At 54.0% G+C, this 17,415-nt stretch carries 12 protein-coding genes; 7 read left to right on the top strand and 5 right to left on the bottom strand.

All coding sequences use genetic code 11. The features are described 5' to 3' along the window. Nucleotides 1–249: 249 nt before the first annotated feature. Both ACWIUF_RS00265 and ACWIUF_RS00260 read left to right on the top strand, forming a co-directional pair. A complete protein-coding gene (locus ACWIUF_RS00265) occupies nt 250–588 on the top strand; it encodes a hypothetical protein (RefSeq protein WP_448570143.1) in 339 nt (112 codons plus the stop codon). 136 nt (nt 589–724) lie between these two features. Then, entirely contained in the window at nt 725–1,069 is a 345-nt protein-coding gene (locus tag ACWIUF_RS00260) for a four helix bundle protein (RefSeq protein WP_448570142.1), read from the top strand. Nucleotides 1,070–1,395: 326 nt separating this feature from the next. Here ACWIUF_RS00260 and gltD read toward each other — a convergent pair whose 3' ends face one another. The 5 genes from gltD to gltB form a co-directional block, all read right to left on the bottom strand. After that, nucleotides 1,396–2,880, bottom strand: coding sequence for a glutamate synthase small subunit (gene gltD / locus ACWIUF_RS00255; protein WP_448570141.1), 1,485 nt, complete (start codon nt 2,878–2,880; stop codon nt 1,396–1,398). Between the two features lie 80 nt (nt 2,881–2,960). Further along, nucleotides 2,961–3,149, bottom strand: coding sequence for a type II toxin-antitoxin system HicB family antitoxin (locus tag ACWIUF_RS00250; RefSeq protein ID WP_448570140.1), 189 nt, complete (start codon nt 3,147–3,149; stop codon nt 2,961–2,963). Between the two features lie 91 nt (nt 3,150–3,240). Then, nucleotides 3,241–3,567 carry a DUF433 domain-containing protein gene (locus tag ACWIUF_RS00245; protein ID WP_448570139.1) on the bottom strand — a complete coding sequence of 109 codons (327 nt, stop codon included), beginning with the start codon at nt 3,565–3,567 and terminating at the stop codon, nt 3,241–3,243. A gap of 13 nt (nt 3,568–3,580) precedes the next feature. Then, complete coding sequence (locus ACWIUF_RS00240; RefSeq protein WP_448570138.1) at nt 3,581–4,144, bottom strand: Uma2 family endonuclease; 564 nt, start codon at nt 4,142–4,144, stop codon at nt 3,581–3,583. A 256-nt stretch (nt 4,145–4,400) separates the two neighbouring features. Continuing rightward, on the bottom strand, nt 4,401–8,990 hold the full coding sequence (gene gltB, locus ACWIUF_RS00235; RefSeq protein ID WP_448570137.1) for a glutamate synthase large subunit: 4,590 nt from the start codon (nt 8,988–8,990) through the stop codon (nt 4,401–4,403). 463 nt (nt 8,991–9,453) lie between these two features. Here gltB and ACWIUF_RS00230 point away from each other — a divergent pair, with 463 nt between their 5' ends. The 5 genes from ACWIUF_RS00230 (at nt 9,454) to ACWIUF_RS00210 (ending at nt 16,754) form a co-directional block, all read left to right on the top strand. Further along, nucleotides 9,454–10,182: a hypothetical protein gene (locus tag ACWIUF_RS00230; RefSeq protein WP_448570136.1), complete on the top strand. Its 729-nt coding sequence runs from the start codon at nt 9,454–9,456 to the stop codon at nt 10,180–10,182. A 3-nt stretch (nt 10,183–10,185) separates the two neighbouring features. Then, nucleotides 10,186–10,908, top strand: coding sequence for a DUF4231 domain-containing protein (locus ACWIUF_RS00225; RefSeq protein WP_448570135.1), 723 nt, complete (start codon nt 10,186–10,188; stop codon nt 10,906–10,908). Between the two features lie 282 nt (nt 10,909–11,190). Further along, entirely contained in the window at nt 11,191–14,418 is a 3,228-nt protein-coding gene (locus tag ACWIUF_RS00220; RefSeq protein WP_448570134.1) for a WD40 domain-containing protein, read from the top strand. A gap of 464 nt (nt 14,419–14,882) precedes the next feature. After that, nucleotides 14,883–15,035, top strand: a complete 153-nt coding sequence (locus tag ACWIUF_RS00215; protein ID WP_448570133.1) for a hypothetical protein — start codon at nt 14,883–14,885, stop codon at nt 15,033–15,035. 273 nt (nt 15,036–15,308) lie between these two features. Beyond that, the gene (locus ACWIUF_RS00210) at nt 15,309–16,754 is read left to right on the top strand and encodes a RecQ family ATP-dependent DNA helicase (protein ID WP_448570132.1); all 1,446 of its coding nucleotides are present in this window, start codon (nt 15,309–15,311) and stop codon (nt 16,752–16,754) included. Nucleotides 16,755–17,415: the final 661 nt, after the last annotated feature.

Raw genomic sequence — 17,415 nt, 5'->3', positions numbered from 1 at the left:
GGACAAAGCTGCTTCAAGATCAATTTGACAAGCTTCGGGAATGAGGCTACCATAGAACATCATTTTTTATTTGTTAGAGGACAGAATACTGCATTCTGTCCCTTTTTTCCATCGCTTAACCTAACTTTCAACACTTCTGCTTTAAGAGATTCTTTTATAAATGGAGAAGAGATATTATTTAGTATTTCCATATTTAATAGTCTTGTTGTTGATTTTGCACTTCGACAAAAAGTCAGTCAAAATCTTAATATGTTTTATATCTATCAACTCCCAGTTCCCCGACTACAAGCAGGCGACCAATGGTTTACGGAAATCGTTGAACGAGCCGCCAAGCTGATCTGCACCACGCCAGAGTTTGATGACCTGCTGGAGGAAGTCAAAAGGCAAAAGGCAAAAGGCAAAAGTGAGGAGATTGTGGGGGTGACGGATGAGGCGGAACGGGCCAAGTTGCGGGCAGAACTGGATGGCATTATTGCCCATCTCTACGGCCTAACCGAAACCGAATTTGCCCATATTCTCAGCACCTTTCCCCTGGTGCCTGAGCAGACCAAGCAAGCCGCCCTCAATGCCTACCGCGAGTTAAGTTAAAAGTTAAAAGTAAAAAGGCAAAAGTAAAAAGTGAAGAGAAAAGCAAAGAATGAGAGGTGGACTATAATTGATGATGGTTAGTGATTAAGGCAAAGCGTCTATTGTTACTTTTACCTTTTACCTTTTTACTTTTGCCATGAAAGATATACGGGAGAGAGCGTTTGAGTTTGCAGTACGGATTGTGAAAGTCTGTCAGTTTTTGGATGAAACGCCAGGAGTGGGTAGAACCTTGAGTAAACAACTGATCCGTTCTGGAACTTCCATTGGTGCCAACCTAGAGGAAGCACAGGCAGGGCAAAGCAGAGCAGATTTTATTAGTAAAAATGCGATCGCCCGCAAAGAAGCCCGTGAAACCCACTACTGGCTCAGACTACTGAGTGCTACCGACATCCTCCCAGAAAGTCGAATTCAATCTCTCCAATCTGAAGCAGAAGAAATTGTGAAAATCATTGGAGCCATTGTTGCATCAAGTAAAAAGTAAAAAGGTAAAAGGCAAAAGGAAGAAATCTGAGCGATGACGGGCAGACAACAAAAAATAACGAAATTTCAAAACTTTTGCCTTTTTACTTTTACCTTTTGCCTTATAATGCCAAAGTTAGCCTTCTGGATTTGGTTGATATGCAGTACGAGCTAGAAAACTTATGCCACCGAAAAGTGGACTTGCTCACCAAAAAATCGGTTGAAACAAGCGCTAACTGGATTCGTCGCAAGGAAATTCTAACTACAGCTAGAGTGATTTATGAATCGTGACCAAACCTACCTAGTTGACATTGCTACGGCTTGTCAAACCGTGGGCAGGCATTAAGGTTAGGGTAAATCCGTGCTGCCCATGAGGTAGCGATCGCATTCCCGTGCCGCCCCGCGCCCTTCGTTAAAGGCCCAAACCACCAAGCTTTGCCCCCGCCGACAGTCGCCAGCCGCAAACACACCTGGAATACTGGTAGCGTAATTACCATACTCAGCTTTGATGTTACTGCGGCCATCGCGTTCCAATCCCAAAGCATCGAGTAAGGGCTGTTCGGGACCAAGGAAACCCATTGCTAACAACACCAATTGGGCGGGAATCACTTTTTCTGTGCCTGGAATATGGGCAGGAATGAAGCGACCAGCCTCATCTTTTTTCCATTCAACTTCGACGGTATGAACAGCTTTGACGTGACCATCCGCATCGCCTTCAAAATGGGTGGCCGTGGTGAGATAGACACGGGGGTCGTGACCGAATTGGGCAGCGGCTTCTTCTTGGCCGTAGTCCAGACGATAAATCTTGGGCCACTCCGGCCAGGGATTATTGGGGGCGCGTTCCAGGGGGGGCTTGGGCATGATTTCCAATTGCACGAGGCTCCGGCAACCATGACGCAGGGAAGTCCCCACACAGTCAGTGCCAGTGTCGCCACCACCGATGATCACCACATCCTTACCCGCTGCGTTGATAAAGCCGCCATTGGTCTGACGATCCAACACCGCTTTAGTGTTAGCCGTGAGGAACTCCATCGCAAAATGAATACCCTGAAGTTCACGACCCGGAATCGGTAAATCGCGGGGGCGGGTCGCGCCGGTGCAGAGAACCACGGCATCAAATTCTTGTAGGAGTTGTTCAGCGGGAAGGTCCTTACCAACTTCCGTATTGCAGACAAACTTAACGCCTTCTTGCTCCAGCAATCGTAGCCGCCGCAGAACGACTTTTTCCTTGTCCAGTTTCATGTTGGGAATGCCGTACATGAGCAATCCCCCCGGACGATCGGCCCGTTCAAAGACCGTCACCCAATGGCCTGCCGTATTCAGTTGCGCAGCGGCACAAAGGCCAGCGGGACCGGAACCGACGATCGCGACCTTTTTCCCCGTCCGTTTCGCTGGAGGATGGGGTTCAATCCAACCTTCTTCCCAACCCTTATCGATAATGGCGTGTTCGATTTCCTTGATCGTAACAGGGGGATTGTGAATACCCAAGACACAAGCGCCTTCACACGGAGCCGGACAGACACGACCCGTGAATTCGGGGAAGTTGTTGGTTTTGTGCAGGCGATCGAGGGCTTCGCGCCAGAGGCCCCGGTAGACGAGATCATTCCATTCGGGAATCAGGTTATTGATCGGGCAACCGCTAGCCATGCCACTAAGGGTGATGCCCGTGTGGCAGAAGGGGGTGCCACAGTCCATGCAGCGTGCGCCCTGGGTGCGAAGTTTGTCTTCGGGTAGGGGTAGATGGAACTCATCCCAGTTGCGAATGCGATCGCGGGGATCGAGTTCGGCGGCGACTTCGCGGGCAAATTCAAGAAAGCCAGTTGGTTTTCCCATAATGATGATGGTCCGATCGGGTGGTCTAGCGTTGCTTTATAAGCTTGGTCAAACAGTTATTTAGGATAAATCTGCTTCAGTCAATTGTGGTCGGTGGGTGCAGCTTCCTTGAGGCTATTGGCGACACTCAACCAGCCTTCAATGGCATCCTCCAAATTACGCATGACTTCTTCTAGGGAATCTCCTTCGGTAACACAGCCTGGAAGGGCGGGGACTTCGGCCCAATACCCCCCTTCTTCTGCGGGATGAATAATGGTTTTGACTTTCATGGGCGAAACTTGATTCACTGGCTAAATTATTCTAACAAACTTAGATGATTTCGAGTTCTAATTGATCAATTTATTGTTATACGCATTATTGTTATACGCACTGCATTCTTTCAGGAAAGATCTTCTCGTATAAATCACGATTTTTCTCCCTAGCTTCTTGCCTCAAGGTTTCAAATAGGGCTTCACCTTCGGCAATGTAGGCATCAATCGCCTCACGATTTGCCAGGTAAAACGCGATCGCGCCATAGACTTCTTCTAGGGTTAGAACAGGAAACGATTGCACGATCGCTTCCGGGGATTGGCCTTCTGAGAAGGCATAGACAATCGAATCCAGAGAGACTCGCTTACCAACAATCCGATAGCAGCCTTCAACATCCTCAATATAGGCTTTGGGGTTAACAATGGTTGTACTGCTCATAGTCTTGATTTCCCTAGGTTTGCATAATTAGCCAGTTGAAAATTTCTGCAACGGTGAGGTTGAGTTCAATCGAGTTCAGAACCGGTAAGGAATCTAGATCATAGCATAGGGTCGGTTGTCGATTGGGTTGCAAGACGAGGATTGAGCGATCGTCGGGATCAATGAGCCAGCCTAATTGGCAACCCTGCTTCAGACTATGGAGAAGGTCACCCATAACCCGGTTCGGACTTTGTTGGGGGGATAGGATTTCGATTTGCCAGTCAGGCGCTCTGCGAACATCGTCAACGGGTTCACCCATTGCATTAAATTCAATCTGTTCCCATCGCAAGACGGCAATATCCGGCACAATTGAGTATCCAGCAAAGGTACATCGCAACTCTAGAAAGGCATAGGCAATTTTGCGTTCTGCCGCGATCGCGTTAATAGCCTCCAGGAGTTTACTTTGCAAGCGGGAATGACGGGCCTTGGGCAGGGGCTTTTGTACAACCTTCCCCGCGATATATTCACTCGCTGGTTGGGTTTCCGGCAATTCGAGAAACGTCCCTAGTGATATGGTCTTGGGTGGTGCTTGTACCATTGAACGATCGGGGATGGGAAGGGTTAAGACGAGGAATGATTCGTTAGGGTGGGCGGGTTTATCAAGATTGTAGGACGGGAGAGGATATTCGCTGGGGGGGGTGGGTTTATCAAGATTTAGGACGGGAGAGGATATGCGGTGGGCGTGGGCGGGTTTATCAAGATGGTTGGGTTCCCTTGAACCTCTCTAGAAAACCCGCCCCTACAGGATGTTGCCCCTTGGTGTTTCTTGGCGTTCTTTGTGCCTTTGTGGTTTCCTAACTGCCTCCAATCCGAGCCACATCACGGGCATTCGCTTCAAACGCCGCATCCAGTGCCGCATCACCACTGAGACCCGACGCCAGCGCCTCCTTAATCGCCTGCAATACCCGCTTATAATCACGAGGCATCACCTTGACAAACTTAGGCACCATTACCTCCCAATTTGCCAACACCCGCGTCCCCTTCTTACTACCGGTATAGTCCACATGGCGTTGGATGCGCTCTCGAATTTCGGCAATTTCATCCGGGTCCGTCAGCGTTTCCAGATCCGCCATCTGTGTATTACAGCGCGTCGCAAAATCCCCCGTTTCATCCAGGACATAGGCTATGCCGCCACTCATGCCAGCGGCAAAGTTGCGCCCAGTCGCACCGAGGACAATCACGGTTCCCCCCGTCATATACTCGCAGCCGTGATCACCGACCGCCTCCACCACGGCATGAACGCCAGAGTTGCGCACACCGAAGCGCTCCCCAGCCATACCGCTGATATAGGCTTCTCCGCCCGTAGCCCCATAGAGGGCCACATTGCCGATGATGATATTTTCCTCGGCGACAAAGGTTGATCCTGCCGGGGGATAGACGATAATCTTGCCGCCACTGAGGCCCTTACCCAGATAGTCGTTGGCATCACCCTCCAGTTCCAGCGTTACCCCCTTGGGCACAAATGCGCCGAAACTTTGACCCGCGCTGCCCTGGAAGTGGAGATGCACCGTATCCTCCGGTAAGCCCTGCCAGTGGCGCTTGGTGATCTCATTGCCCAGAATCGTCCCGACCACACGGTTCGTATTCTTGATTGGCAGGGTGGCTTTGACCTTTTCGCCACGCTCGATCGCCGGCTTACACAGATCCAGCAGCACCGTCATATCCAGGGACTTGTCCAGCCCATGATCCTGGGGCATCTGGCAATAGCGACCAACCTCTGGCCCCACCTCCGGCTGGTAAAGAATCTTGGACAGATCAATGCCCTTGGCCTTCCAGTGATCGATTGCTTGCTTCGGCTCTAGAACATCGGTGCGGCCCACCATCTCGTTAATCGTGCGGAAGCCCAACTGGGCCATCCATTCCCGCACCTCCTGGGCAACAAAGCGCATGAAGTTGACCGTATGCTCCGGATCACCGATAAAGTCCTTGCGCAGACGCGGGTCCTGGGTGGCAATCCCAGCAGGGCAGGTGTTCAAATGGCACACGCGCATCATGATGCAGCCGAGGGTGACCAGCGGGGCCGTTGAGAAGCCATATTCCTCTGCCCCCAACAGCGTTGCGATCACCACATCCCGCCCCGTCTTCATCTGGCCATCGGTTTCCACCGCAATCCGCGATCGCAAATTATTCAGGACTAACGTCTGATGGGTTTCCGCCAGTCCCAACTCCCAGGGCAACCCGGCATGTTTAATCGAGGTCTGGGGTGAGGCCCCGGTACCGCCATCGAAACCGGAGATCAGCACCACATCCGCATGGGCTTTGGCAACCCCCGTCGCGATCGTCCCGACCCCCACTTCTGACACCAACTTGACGCTAACACGGGCTTCCCGGTTGGCATTTTTCAAGTCATGGATCAGTTCTGCTAGATCTTCGATCGAATAGATATCGTGGTGGGGCGGCGGCGAAATCAGACCCACACCGGGGGTTGAGTGGCGCACCTTAGCAATCCAGGGATAAACCTTGCGACCAGGCAGTTGCCCACCTTCCCCTGGCTTTGCGCCTTGGGCCATCTTGATCTGAAGTTCCCGCGCCTGGGAGAGATAAAGACTGGTGACACCAAAGCGACCGGAGGCCACCTGCTTAATCGCACTGTTCTTGGAATCCCCCTGCTCATTGGTCCAGGTATAGCGTTCCGGATCTTCGCCGCCTTCACCCGTGTTGGACTTGCCGCCCAGCCGGTTCATGGCGATCGCCAAACTTTCATGGGCTTCCTTGGAGATGGAGCCGTAGCTCATCGCCCCGGTTTTGAAGCGCTTCACGATCGCCTCAACGGGTTCGACTTCTTCGATGGGGATCGGTTGGCGCGGTTTGAATTGCAGCAACCCCCGCAGGGTAAAGAACTTCTGGTTTTGCTCATTCACCAGGGACGCATAGCGCTTGTACAAGTCGTAGTTATTCGTGCGCACCGCCTGTTGCAGGGTATGAATCGTTTCTGGGCTGAACAGGTGGGCTTCCCCATCCTTGCGCCACTGGTATTCACCACCCACGGGGAGGGTATGGCCATTGCTGGGGCGATCGGGGAACGCTGCGCTGTGCCGCAGGACCGCTTCCGTCGCGAGAACGGCCAGATCCGATCCTTCAATACGGGAGGCTGTCCAGGTGAAGTATTTGTCAATCACCGATCGATTCAGACCGATTGCTTCAAAAATTTGCGCCCCGCGATAGCTCTGGATCGTCGAAATCCCAATCTTGGAGGCCACCTTGATCACGCCCTTGGTTGCCGCCTTGATGTAGTTCTTGCAGGCCGTGGCATAGTCCACATTGAGCAGCAATCCCTCTTTGATCAGGTCATCCAGGGTTGCAAAGGCGAGGTAGGGGTTAATCGCACCGCAACCATAGCCGATCAGCGTGGCAAAATGATGCACCTCACGCGGTTCCCCCGACTCCAACACGATACCCACACGGGTGCGCGTCCCCGCCCGGATCAGGTGGTGGTGCAAACCGGCAACGGCAAGGAGGGCCGGGATCGGGGCTTGTTCAGCGTTAACCCCACGATCGCTCAGAATAATCAAATTCACCCCGTCGGCGATCGCCTGATCCGCCTGGGCAAAGATATCATCCAAGCGTTGTTCTAGTCCCTGTACTCCGGTCTTGGGATCGAACAGGATCGAATAGGTCACGGCTTTGAAACCGTCGTTGCTAACCGCCTTGAGCTTCGCCAGTTCGGCATTGCTGATGATCGGGGTTTTCAGCTTAATCAGGTGGCAGCTTTCCGGCTCCGGTTTGAGGAGGTTGCGCTCGGAGCCGATCGTGGTTTCCGCCGAAGTGATAATTTCCTCCCGAATCGAGTCGATCGGGGGATTGGTCACCTGGGCAAACAGTTGTTGGAAATAGTCATAGAGCAGCTTCGGGCGATCGGACAGCACCGCCAGCGGCGTATCCGTCCCCATTGATCCCACGGCTTCCACCCCATCCCGCGCCATCGGGGTCAGGAGCAGGCGCAACTCTTCAAAGGTATAGCCAAAAGCCGTCTGCCGTTGTACCAGGGGAATCGGGTCGAAGTCCTGAACACTTGGCCCATCGGGGAGTTTCGCCAGATCCACCAGGTATTGATCCAGCCATTGCCGATAGGGATGTTGGGTGACGATCGCCTGTTTGAGTTCTTCATCGGCGATAATCCGCCCTTCCTCCATATTCACCAGGAACATCCGCCCCGGTTGCAGCCGCCCCTTCTGGGCCACCCGCTCCGGCTCCACGGGCAATACGCCAGCTTCCGAGGCCATGATCACCAGATCGTCCTTGGTGACGTAGTAGCGCGACGGTCGCAGCCCATTGCGATCGAGGATGGCACCGATCATCGTGCCATCGGTGAAGGCGATCGAGGCGGGACCATCCCAGGGTTCCATCAGACAGGAGTGGTATTCGTAGAACGCCTTTTTCTCGTCGCTCATGGACTCGTGGGCCGTCCACGGTTCCGGGATCATCATCATCACCGCATGGGGCAGCGATCGGCCCGCCAGGGTCATCAGTTCCAGGGCGTTGTCGAAAATCCCGGAGTCACTGCCCTCAATATTAATGATCGGTTGGGCGGTCTTGAGATCATCGCCAAACAGTTCCGACTCAAACAGGGATTGGCGGGCGTGCATCCAGTTGATATTGCCGCGCAGGGTATTGATTTCGCCGTTGTGGGCGATGTAGCGGTAGGGGTGCGATCGCTCCCAACTGGGGAAGGTGTTGGTACTGAAGCGGGAGTGGACCAGGGCGAGGGCGCTTTCCATGTCCGGATCATGCAGATCGGCGTAGTATTGGCCCACTTGTAGGGGCGTAAGCATCCCCTTGTAGATCAAGGTGCGACAGGAAAGGCTGGCCGGATACCAGTAGGGATCAATTTGGGCCGTGCGAATGGCGGTGTGGGCTTGCTTGCGCAGGATGAAGAGTTTGCGCTCAAAGGCCAGGTCATCGACAAGATCGGGACTGCGTTGGATAAAGACCTGCTGCATGAAGGGTTCGCTGGCCTTGGCCGTATCCCCCAGCATGGAATTATCGGTGGGGACATCGCGCCAACCCAGGACGGTTTGACCGGCCTTGCTCACCAAATCCTCGAAGACTTTGCGCCCCTGGGCACGGGCAGCGGCATCGGGGGAAGCGTAGACCAGACCCACGGCATAATGACCCGGTGCAGGCAGGGTGATGTTAGCAGCAGCCGCAGCCTTTTGCATGAAGCGATCGGGCATCTGCATCAAGATCCCGGCCCCGTCACCCGTATTTGGCTCACAGCCACAGGCTCCCCGGTGTTCCAGGTTGACCAGGATCGTCAGGGCTTGCTCGACGATCGCATGGGATTTCTGGCCCTTCATGTGGACCACAAAGCCCACCCCACAGGCATCGTGCTCAAACTGGGGGTCGTATAAACCCTGTTGTACTGGCGCGTATTGATTATTCATGCTGCTGCTTGCTGCCCGACAGTGCTGATCAAAGCCCTCCCCGCCCGACGGGGGGACAGCGATCGTTAGTCTGAATTTTGCTATGAGCCACCCGATCGGGGGCAACTCTTAAGGAAATTGTCAGAACTTTGAGCGTTACCGGACTTTTGGCGGGGGCAAACTGTTGCAAAAGTTTTTATTTGGTCGGCTTGGGAACCCGCTTCACCTGTTAGTCTTGCCCCGATGCAGGCAGGCTGATTCATATCTCACTGGCAGCAGGCAGGATGCCTACTCTGAATTAATGGTAGACAGGATACCGACTCGACAAAATTATTTTATTTTTTCAATGTGCCCTCAAATAGTCGGTTAATATACTCAAATACTCAGTCAATTTGGACAATATTCAGTCAATTGGCTCTACCCCTGATGTTGAGGAATACCGGTACAATGAATCTCAATCGTATTTGGGGATCAGAGTTCGGAAATGTCAACGCTCGAAAGCCTGGGTCCCGTAATACTTCACTTAGAGTGTGGGGTAGACCTATCGACAATACCACCGAGCTTGGGCATCGAGCGCTCTCGCCCCGTATTGGTCATTGTGGGGGGAGCCAGCAAACTCTCTGACGCTGATTTGCAACGGGTGCAATCGCTCTTTACCCAGGCCCTTGCCCCCCTAGCACAAGACTTGGATCTGGTGGTCATTGATGGTGGCACCGATGCTGGGGTCATGCGGTTAATGGGGCAGGCCCGACGGGCGATCGGTTGCACTTTCCCTTTGGTAGGGGTAATCCCAGCAGGGTTGGTAGATCTGCCTAATGCGGCTCCTCCCTGTGACGATGCGGCAGACATTGAACTCAACCATAGCCATTGTTTACTGGTGCCGGGGTGTGCCTGGGGGGATGAGTCGGCCTGGATTGCTGACCTAGCCAGTGTGATTGCCACGGCCCATCCCTCGGTGACGGTTTTGATCAATGGGGGGGAGGTGTCCTGGAAAGATGTAGCCGAAAGTGTGCGGGTCCATCGGCCCACCCTCATCATTGCCGGGAGTGGTCGGGCCGCTGATGTTCTGGCGGCAGCCCTGCGGGGCGAAGCCGTTAATGACGATCGCGTTGTCCCCCTGCTGGCATCGGGTCTGCTACAGAGCATTGAGTTACACGAAGACCCGGCAGTACTCGCGACAACCTTGCGGGGTATGCTAACTACCAAGGAGTAAATCATGGCGACAAGCTCTTCCTATTTGGAAAGCGTCCAACAGGAGATGGGGGAACTGATCGACACCCTCGACCTCTCTGACCTTCAGAAAAAAGCGATTCGGGGCCGCTGGTTGGATCAGGTCCTCTGGATGGAGCGTAAGGCCAATCAGGTACAAAGTTATTACTATCGCTTGCGTCTGCTGAATATTATCGGCGGGGTAGTCCTAACGGCATTAGTGTCCTTAAACGTGGGAGATTTTGGGAATAACCAGATTAACCAATCTTTCCGCCGCTGGTTCCCCTTAAGTTTAGCTGGACTAAGTTTAAGCGTAACCTTGAGTGCCGCGATCGAAGAATTTTTCCAATTTGGGACCCGCTGGCGTCACTACCGTCGAACTGCCGAAATGCTCAAAAGTGAAGGCTGGCAGTTTTTACAACTCAGCGGCTCCTATCAACAAGTTTCCTGCCATAAAGCAGCTTATCCCGCTTTTTCGACACGGGTGGAACAATTGATTAAGCAGGATCTTGATGTCTTTATCACTGAAGTCGTACAAGAGCAAGGGAATGATGAGTCGAACGAACCCAGCCCTGCGGTCTCTCCCACCGTCCTCATGACCACAGCAGCGGCCACAGCAGGGAAGGCCAGTTTCCCGTCCCAGCGGCAGGCGCTTGTCCCAACGGTAACTTCCCCGCTTGCCCCTCCTGATCTACTGGATACCAAGGCTGAACTAGAGTCTTCTTCCTAACCCATTGTTAGTGTCAGGCAGGATGCCTACCCCACCCCTATTTTGGGTTCACGTAGCATCTCCGCAGGAGCATCTCCTGAGTTTATGTCTCCCTTGGTCTTTCCCTGGTAATGACAGTTAATCAACTTTCTGTTGGGTGCATTCAATGGGCAATTTTTATGAGTGGTTAAGAGATGTAAATCTCGGTTCTGGGCAGAGTTCCATCTGGCTGCAATGGTATAAATTGAGGCAATCTATCTTTAATACCCAACGGGGGCTTGATCGGGTGTGGAGAATAGTGCCATGAGTCAGAATGTCCTCGACCCTTCAGAAACCCCGGTTGCGGGTATACGACCAGCCGATCTCCTATCCCTCGCGCCGGCACAGCAGTCCCTAGTGCGTTGGCTCCTACGACAGCGGGAAGTTAATTTAATCACGATTAGTGACCACTTCAAGCAAGTACCTGATCAGGTCCAGGGACTCCTAGAACCACTTGTCCAGCAGGGGCTTGTGCAGCAGATCGATCGCGATCAGACCACCTACTACCGGGTGCGGTTAGCACCTAAGGCAGGGCGGCAGATTCCCAAGGATGTTTGGGAAATTCTCGATCGCAAACCCGAAGTTGCCAATGTTTTCATCTCCTATTCCCGTCGAGACAAGGCGTTTGTTGAAACCTTCTATCGCGCCCTTCAGCAGCAGGGGCGCAGCGTTTGGGTGGATTGGGAAAGTATTCCCCTGGCGACGGACTGGTGGCAGGAAATTCAGCAGGGGATTGAGCTAGCGGATACCTTTATTGCCATCCTGAGTCCTGATTCGGTGCGATCGCAGGTTTGTTCGGAGGAAATTGACCACGCGGCAAACCAACATAAGCGCCTGATCCCAATCGTCTATCGCGATGTCAACCCCCAAGAGGTCCATCCTGCCCTGGCCCGGTTGAATTGGATATTTATGCGATCGCAGGATAACTTCGAGACCTCGCTGCAAAACCTGCTCCGCACCCTTGACACGGATCTGGACTACCTGCGCCAGCACACCCGCCTGCTGGTTCGCGCCCTAGAGTGGGATCGGCATCAGCGGGATGCCAGCTATCTGCTGCGGGGGCATGATCTGGCCACAGCTAAGGAATTTCTCGATGTTGGCACCCATCAAGAACCACCACCTACCACCCTGCAAACCCAGTACATTTTAGAGAGCGCCCGGATTGAAGCAGGCCAGCGGGATGCGGAAATGCATCGTCAGATGCAAGCCCTCCAGCATCAACGGATTGGGTTGACGGTGATCAGTTTGCTCCTTGCGGTGATGACGGGGTTGGGCTTAGCGAGCTTTCGTCTGTTTCGGCAAGCGGAAGCTAACCGGACCCAGGCCGATCACCTGCGCCTCCACACCCAACGCCTCTACTTAAAGGCCCGCAGCCGCACGGCGGAAGCTTTGTTCCTGTCCAATCAATACTTTGATGCTTTGCTAGAGGGCATCCGGGCCGGGGTATTGCTCCAGAACAGTGGGGAGTTAACTGCCGAGCCCCGCTTGCGATCGCAAGTTATTACAGCGTTGCAGCAAGCGTTATTCTGGGTCCGTGAGCACAATCGCCTCGAAGGGCACACGGGGGTGATTTGGAGTGTCAGCTTTAGTCCCGATAACCGCCTGCTGGCCTCGGCTAGTGCGGATCATACGGTTCGCCTTTGGCAACCAGACGGGAAACCGATCCCTATGTCCCAGCAACATGCAGCCCAGGCGACGGCGATCGTCTTTACCCCCAATAGTCAGGTGCTGGCTTCCGGGAGTGATGATGGCCGTGTCTACCTATGGCAACGAGATGGCACTTTACTCCAGTCCCTAGGGAACCAGAGTACGCCCGTAACGGCTTTGGGTACGACTCCCGATGGTTTGCTTGTGGTGGGTCGTCAGGATGGCAGCTTGCAGTTCTGGCGCTTGGGCGAGGGGGAGGCCGCCCGAGCGCCGGGAACTTTGGTCCAAACGCTCGCTGCCCACTCTGCGCCAATTCGGGCAATTCAAGTGTCTGCCGATGGACAACTGTTAGCCTCAGCCGACGATAGTGGCAGCATTCACCTGCGGCGACGCCCACCCCAAGGGCGGTTCCCCGCTGCACCCACCCAACGTCTGATGGGGCACCAGGGACGGGTCAGTGGCCTCAGCCTTAGCCCCAAGGCTCCGCTCCTAGCCTCATCAAGCTGGGATCAGACGATTCGGCTATGGCACCTGGATGGGCGTTTTATTCGCAGTTTTGAGTTTAAAGACCAAGCGCGCCAGGGTAGTAACCTAGTCTACCAAGTCCAGTTCAGCCCCGATGGTCAAACTTTGGCTGCGGCCACGGCAGACAAAAAAGTCTATCTCTGGCGGTTGGATGGTCGCTTGTTGACTACTCTTGTAGGCCATAGCGCCCAAGTCCGCAGCCTAAGCTTTAGTCCCGATGGTCACCACTTGGCCTCGGCGGGCGGCGATCGGGTGGTCCGGCTCTGGGTCTTAAATCGCCCCCACCTTGTTACGCTTCAGGATCATCAAGCCGAGGTGTTGGATGCCAATATGGCTCCCGATGATCAGCTACTCGCGTCGGCCAGTGCGGACCAAACGATTAAGCTGTGGACCCGCCAGGGCCGCTTACTCCAAACCCTGCGGGGACACCGATCGCTGGTCTGGAGCGTTGATTTTAGCCCTGATGGCCAACGCCTGGTATCCGCCAGTTCCGACCGCACGGTCCAGATTTGGGATCGCACGGGAAAGTCGCTGAAAACTTTGGCGGGTCATATGGCTCCCGTCTATGAAGCGACCTACAGTCCTAATGGGCAAGCGATTGCCTCCGGCAGTGAGGATGGAACCGTACGGCTTTGGTCATCATCGGGACAACCCCTGCGTACTCTCAATGGCCATCGTCAGGGAGTCTTAAGTGTTGCGTTTAGCCCCGATAGCCAACGGCTTGCCTCGACCAGTTGGGATAATACGGTGCGACTGTGGCGGTTAGATGGCACCCCGATCGCAACCTTGAGCGGCCATAGTGGGTGGGTGCTCAGTGCAGCCTTTAGCCCCGATGGGCAGAAGCTAGCGACTGCCAGTTACGACAACACTGCTAAGATTTGGGACTTAAACACCTATCGGGTTCTGGTGACCTTGGAGGGTCACAGCGATGGGGTTTACGACGTGGCTTTCCATCCCCAGCAGCCTACTTTGGCGACCGCTAGTTATGATGGCACGATTCGGCTATGGCACTTGGATGGTACTTTGATTACGACTCTGTACGGACAGGCTGAGGGGATTAATAGTATTGACTTTAGTCAGGATGGGCAATCGCTGATTGCCACGGGTAACGATCGCACGGTCCTCATTTGGGACCTCAAGGGCTTTGATAATCTAGAGGTTTTGATGACTAGGGGGTGCTTCTGGGTGCAGGATTACCTCCGAACTAATCCCTATCTCTCTGGCCAGGAGCGTCAGCTTTGTCAACCGATTACCGTTGGCGCTAATACGCTTCCTTCTGTGGATGCGCTATGGGAAGAATCACGCTTCGATCCGCCCTAAGGTGATGACAATTACTATAAGAGGGTGTTTGAACAGTCTAGAAATCAGTCGTTTTGGCGACTGAAGTCGCCACTACAAACGCCAAGCAGCCCTTAGGACAGCCACACGTCAAGGTTCGTAGTCGCGGTTTTAACCGCGATCCCCCTTTTAAAACAACCTCTAAGGTGTCGCAATCCGCCTAACTATCTTCCTCTTGATCGTGGGTGGGCGTACGATCGTCAATAAAGTTATGTTTATTATCCTTGAATAAAGTTATGTTTATTATCCTAAAGAATCCTTTCGTTTCGCTGCCCCAAAAATGCCAAATTCTCGATACTCAAATTAATTTTCATGTCTCGATCGCGTTCTGCTAAAACGGTCATTTAATCAATGTGATAGGATGCAATCAACGTCGGAATACCTATCTTTTTAGTCAAAAATAGGTATTTTGCGCAATGCTAAGTCGTTTTTGCGAGGCGTACAATATGAAACCAATGATCTGGCAGCCTGATCAATCCGATAAGCAGGTTAATCAATATCTCGATGAGATCAATCATGCCCCCTATGCTTTGATTGTGTTCCTGGGGTTTAGTCTATTTTGTCTGGCTACCCTCGTCACCCTATTAGGGGGTTTTTAGGGGGAGTCCTCGTAGAACCAGTTGTTGAATGGGGTGGCAGCCACCAAAGCCCTTAGCCTGCCCCTCAGCCTCTCCCGATCGGGAACATCCCGGCAGGCTATAGCTGAGTGCTGATGCCCCTAACAGGATTGCTTCGGCTTCAGACAGGCGGCGGGGTACTTATAGTTGCTTAAAGCTTTGGTAAAGATCCAGGCCGAAGCGTGTGACGATCGCCCGTAGCGGGAACCCTTATCTACAAAACCGACCGCTAGATAATGATTGGGGTGTATCGCCATGCAACCGGGAGTAACCACGGACTGGGGGAAAGTTCAGGCTGCGTTTCGACAGGTTTGGGGCTATGAGCAATTTCGGACCCCCCAGGGTGAGGTGATTCAATGTTTGCTCGATCGCCAGGATGCGCTGATTGTGATGCCGACGGGTGGGGGTAAGTCGATTTGCTTTCAACTACCTGCCTTGTTGCAGTCAGGATTGACGCTCGTGGTATCGCCCCTAGTGGCTTTGATGGAAAATCAAGTGCAGGAACTCCGGCAACGGCACCTACCCGCTGCCCTCCTACACAGCGAGCTGGCTACGGGCGATCGCGGTCGTACCCTAGCAGCGATCCAACAGCAACAATTACGCCTGCTCTATCTTTCGCCTGAAACGTTACTGAGTCCCCCAGTTTGGGAGGTCCTGAGTCAACCCCAAGTACAAATCAATGGTTTGATCCTGGATGAGGCCCATTGTTTAGTGCAGTGGGGCGATACTTTCCGACCTGCCTATCGTCGTTTGGGGGCCGTGCGCCCCGCTTTGCTACAAAGCAAACCCGCAGGGACCCAGTTCCCGATCGCCGCCTTCACCGCCACCGCCAACCCCCACGCCCAAGCGGTGATTCGGGAGGTGCTGCAACTAGCGAGTCCCAAGACTTTTTTGATCAATCCCTATCGCGCTAACCTGACGCTGAAAACCCAGGTAACATGGACCCCCCGGGGACGCTACCACCAACTGCGCCAGTTCATCCACGCCCATCCCCAGCAAACGGGACTGGTGTATGTCCGCACGCGGCGGGACAGTCAGAGTCTGGCCGATCGCCTCAATCAACACGGGCTAACCACGGCGGCCTACCATGCCGGGTTAGCCCCCCAACAACGCCGTCAGTTGGAGCAAGCATGGCTGGGTGGCACACTTCCCTTTGTGGTCTGCACCTCGGCCTTTGGGATGGGCATCAATAAACCCGATGTGCGTTGGGTGGCCCATTTCCATCCCCCCTTACTGCTGTCCGAATATGTGCAAGAAGTGGGTCGTGCGGGCCGGGATGGCCAGCCGGCCACGGCCTTAGCCCTGATCAGTGAACCCACGGGCTGGCTGGACTCGGAAGATAAGGAACGCCAGCAGTTTTTCCTCGATCGCCTGCGCGCACGGCAGCACCAAGCCACCCAACTCATGCGCCAACTGCCGCCCCAAGGCAATATCCAGGCCATCACACAACAGTTCCCAGACGCCGCGATCGCCCTCGCCATTTTACACAGCACCGGCCAACTGCACTGGCCCGATCCCTTTCACTACCGCTTGCAGCCCGGTCCTCAGCAGATACCGCCGGGGATTGGCACAGCCCATACCGAACTCATCCGTTATTTCCGGACCCGTGACTGTCGATGGCAGTTTTTACTGCGGGCCTTTGGCTTCACCACGATGGCCACCGAGTTCCGGTGTGGCCACTGCGATAATTGTCGTCGTTGACACCCTTCCCGCCCTAAAGGGGCAGGGAGGCTGCGCCCCGCCCTAACCTGTCAACCGATCAAGAATCGCTGAATGGGGTTGACGCCTGAGCACGACTGCTGCATGGCATATAGCAGTCGTCACGCCCATTAGGACAGTGCCAAGGCTGTGATCAACAAGGGGCTTAAGCCCCTTGTCCTAACCTGAATGACGATGGCTATAGTTCTGACCAACCCACGATTCGCTAAGGACCTTGGCCGCATCCCTGCCCAAAATCCCGATCGAACCCTGGACAAGACGGAACGCGATCGCCTACAATGGGGAGCTGTTGCCAAAGAGTGGGCAAGTTTGGTATCTGCGGATACCCAATTGCCAGGGATTGCAAGATTCCGCGCAAAAAAAATTTTGTCGCTGTGGTAACACCAGACTCTATAATGAAAAGTCTGTCTGCAAACAAACCCGAATCGGTTGTCTGCATGACTCGCCCAGGGAGACTCAGTTTAATTCCTGAGCAGCCCAAGCACCCGCGAGTTCGCCGCCAGTCAGTCGGGTTCCCAAGCGAGGCGCAAGAACGCTAGCTTACAAGAGCTTAAAGCTGTTCCAGACGCCTCCCTATCTGAATCTCTCGTTCTGGAGATACTGCTGGTTCACCAGTCAAGTCTCTGGAAGCGGGTAGAGCCTA

The sequence above is a fragment of the Trichothermofontia sp. genome (assembly GCF_053493415.1).
The sequence above is the reverse complement of the archived record's forward strand: the minus strand, read 5'-3'. Positions and strand labels throughout refer to the sequence as shown.

Bases quoted from the DNA above. Each gene is read 5' to 3' on its own strand.
- ACWIUF_RS00265 (WP_448570143.1), top strand. From the start codon at position 250: ATGTTTTATATCTATCAACTCCCAGTTCCCCGACTACAAGCAGGCGAC.
- ACWIUF_RS00260 (WP_448570142.1), top strand. From the start codon at position 725: ATGAAAGATATACGGGAGAGAGCGTTTGAGTTTGCAGTACGGATTGTG.
- gltD (WP_448570141.1), bottom strand. From the start codon at position 2,880: ATGGGAAAACCAACTGGCTTTCTTGAATTTGCCCGCGAAGTCGCCGCC.
- ACWIUF_RS00250 (WP_448570140.1), bottom strand. From the start codon at position 3,149: ATGAAAGTCAAAACCATTATTCATCCCGCAGAAGAAGGGGGGTATTGG.
- ACWIUF_RS00245 (WP_448570139.1), bottom strand. From the start codon at position 3,567: ATGAGCAGTACAACCATTGTTAACCCCAAAGCCTATATTGAGGATGTT.
- ACWIUF_RS00240 (WP_448570138.1), bottom strand. From the start codon at position 4,144: ATGGTACAAGCACCACCCAAGACCATATCACTAGGGACGTTTCTCGAA.
- gltB (WP_448570137.1), bottom strand. From the start codon at position 8,990: ATGAATAATCAATACGCGCCAGTACAACAGGGTTTATACGACCCCCAG.
- ACWIUF_RS00230 (WP_448570136.1), top strand. From the start codon at position 9,454: ATGTCAACGCTCGAAAGCCTGGGTCCCGTAATACTTCACTTAGAGTGT.
- ACWIUF_RS00225 (WP_448570135.1), top strand. From the start codon at position 10,186: ATGGCGACAAGCTCTTCCTATTTGGAAAGCGTCCAACAGGAGATGGGG.
- ACWIUF_RS00220 (WP_448570134.1), top strand. From the start codon at position 11,191: ATGAGTCAGAATGTCCTCGACCCTTCAGAAACCCCGGTTGCGGGTATA.
- ACWIUF_RS00215 (WP_448570133.1), top strand. From the start codon at position 14,883: ATGAAACCAATGATCTGGCAGCCTGATCAATCCGATAAGCAGGTTAAT.
- ACWIUF_RS00210 (WP_448570132.1), top strand. From the start codon at position 15,309: ATGCAACCGGGAGTAACCACGGACTGGGGGAAAGTTCAGGCTGCGTTT.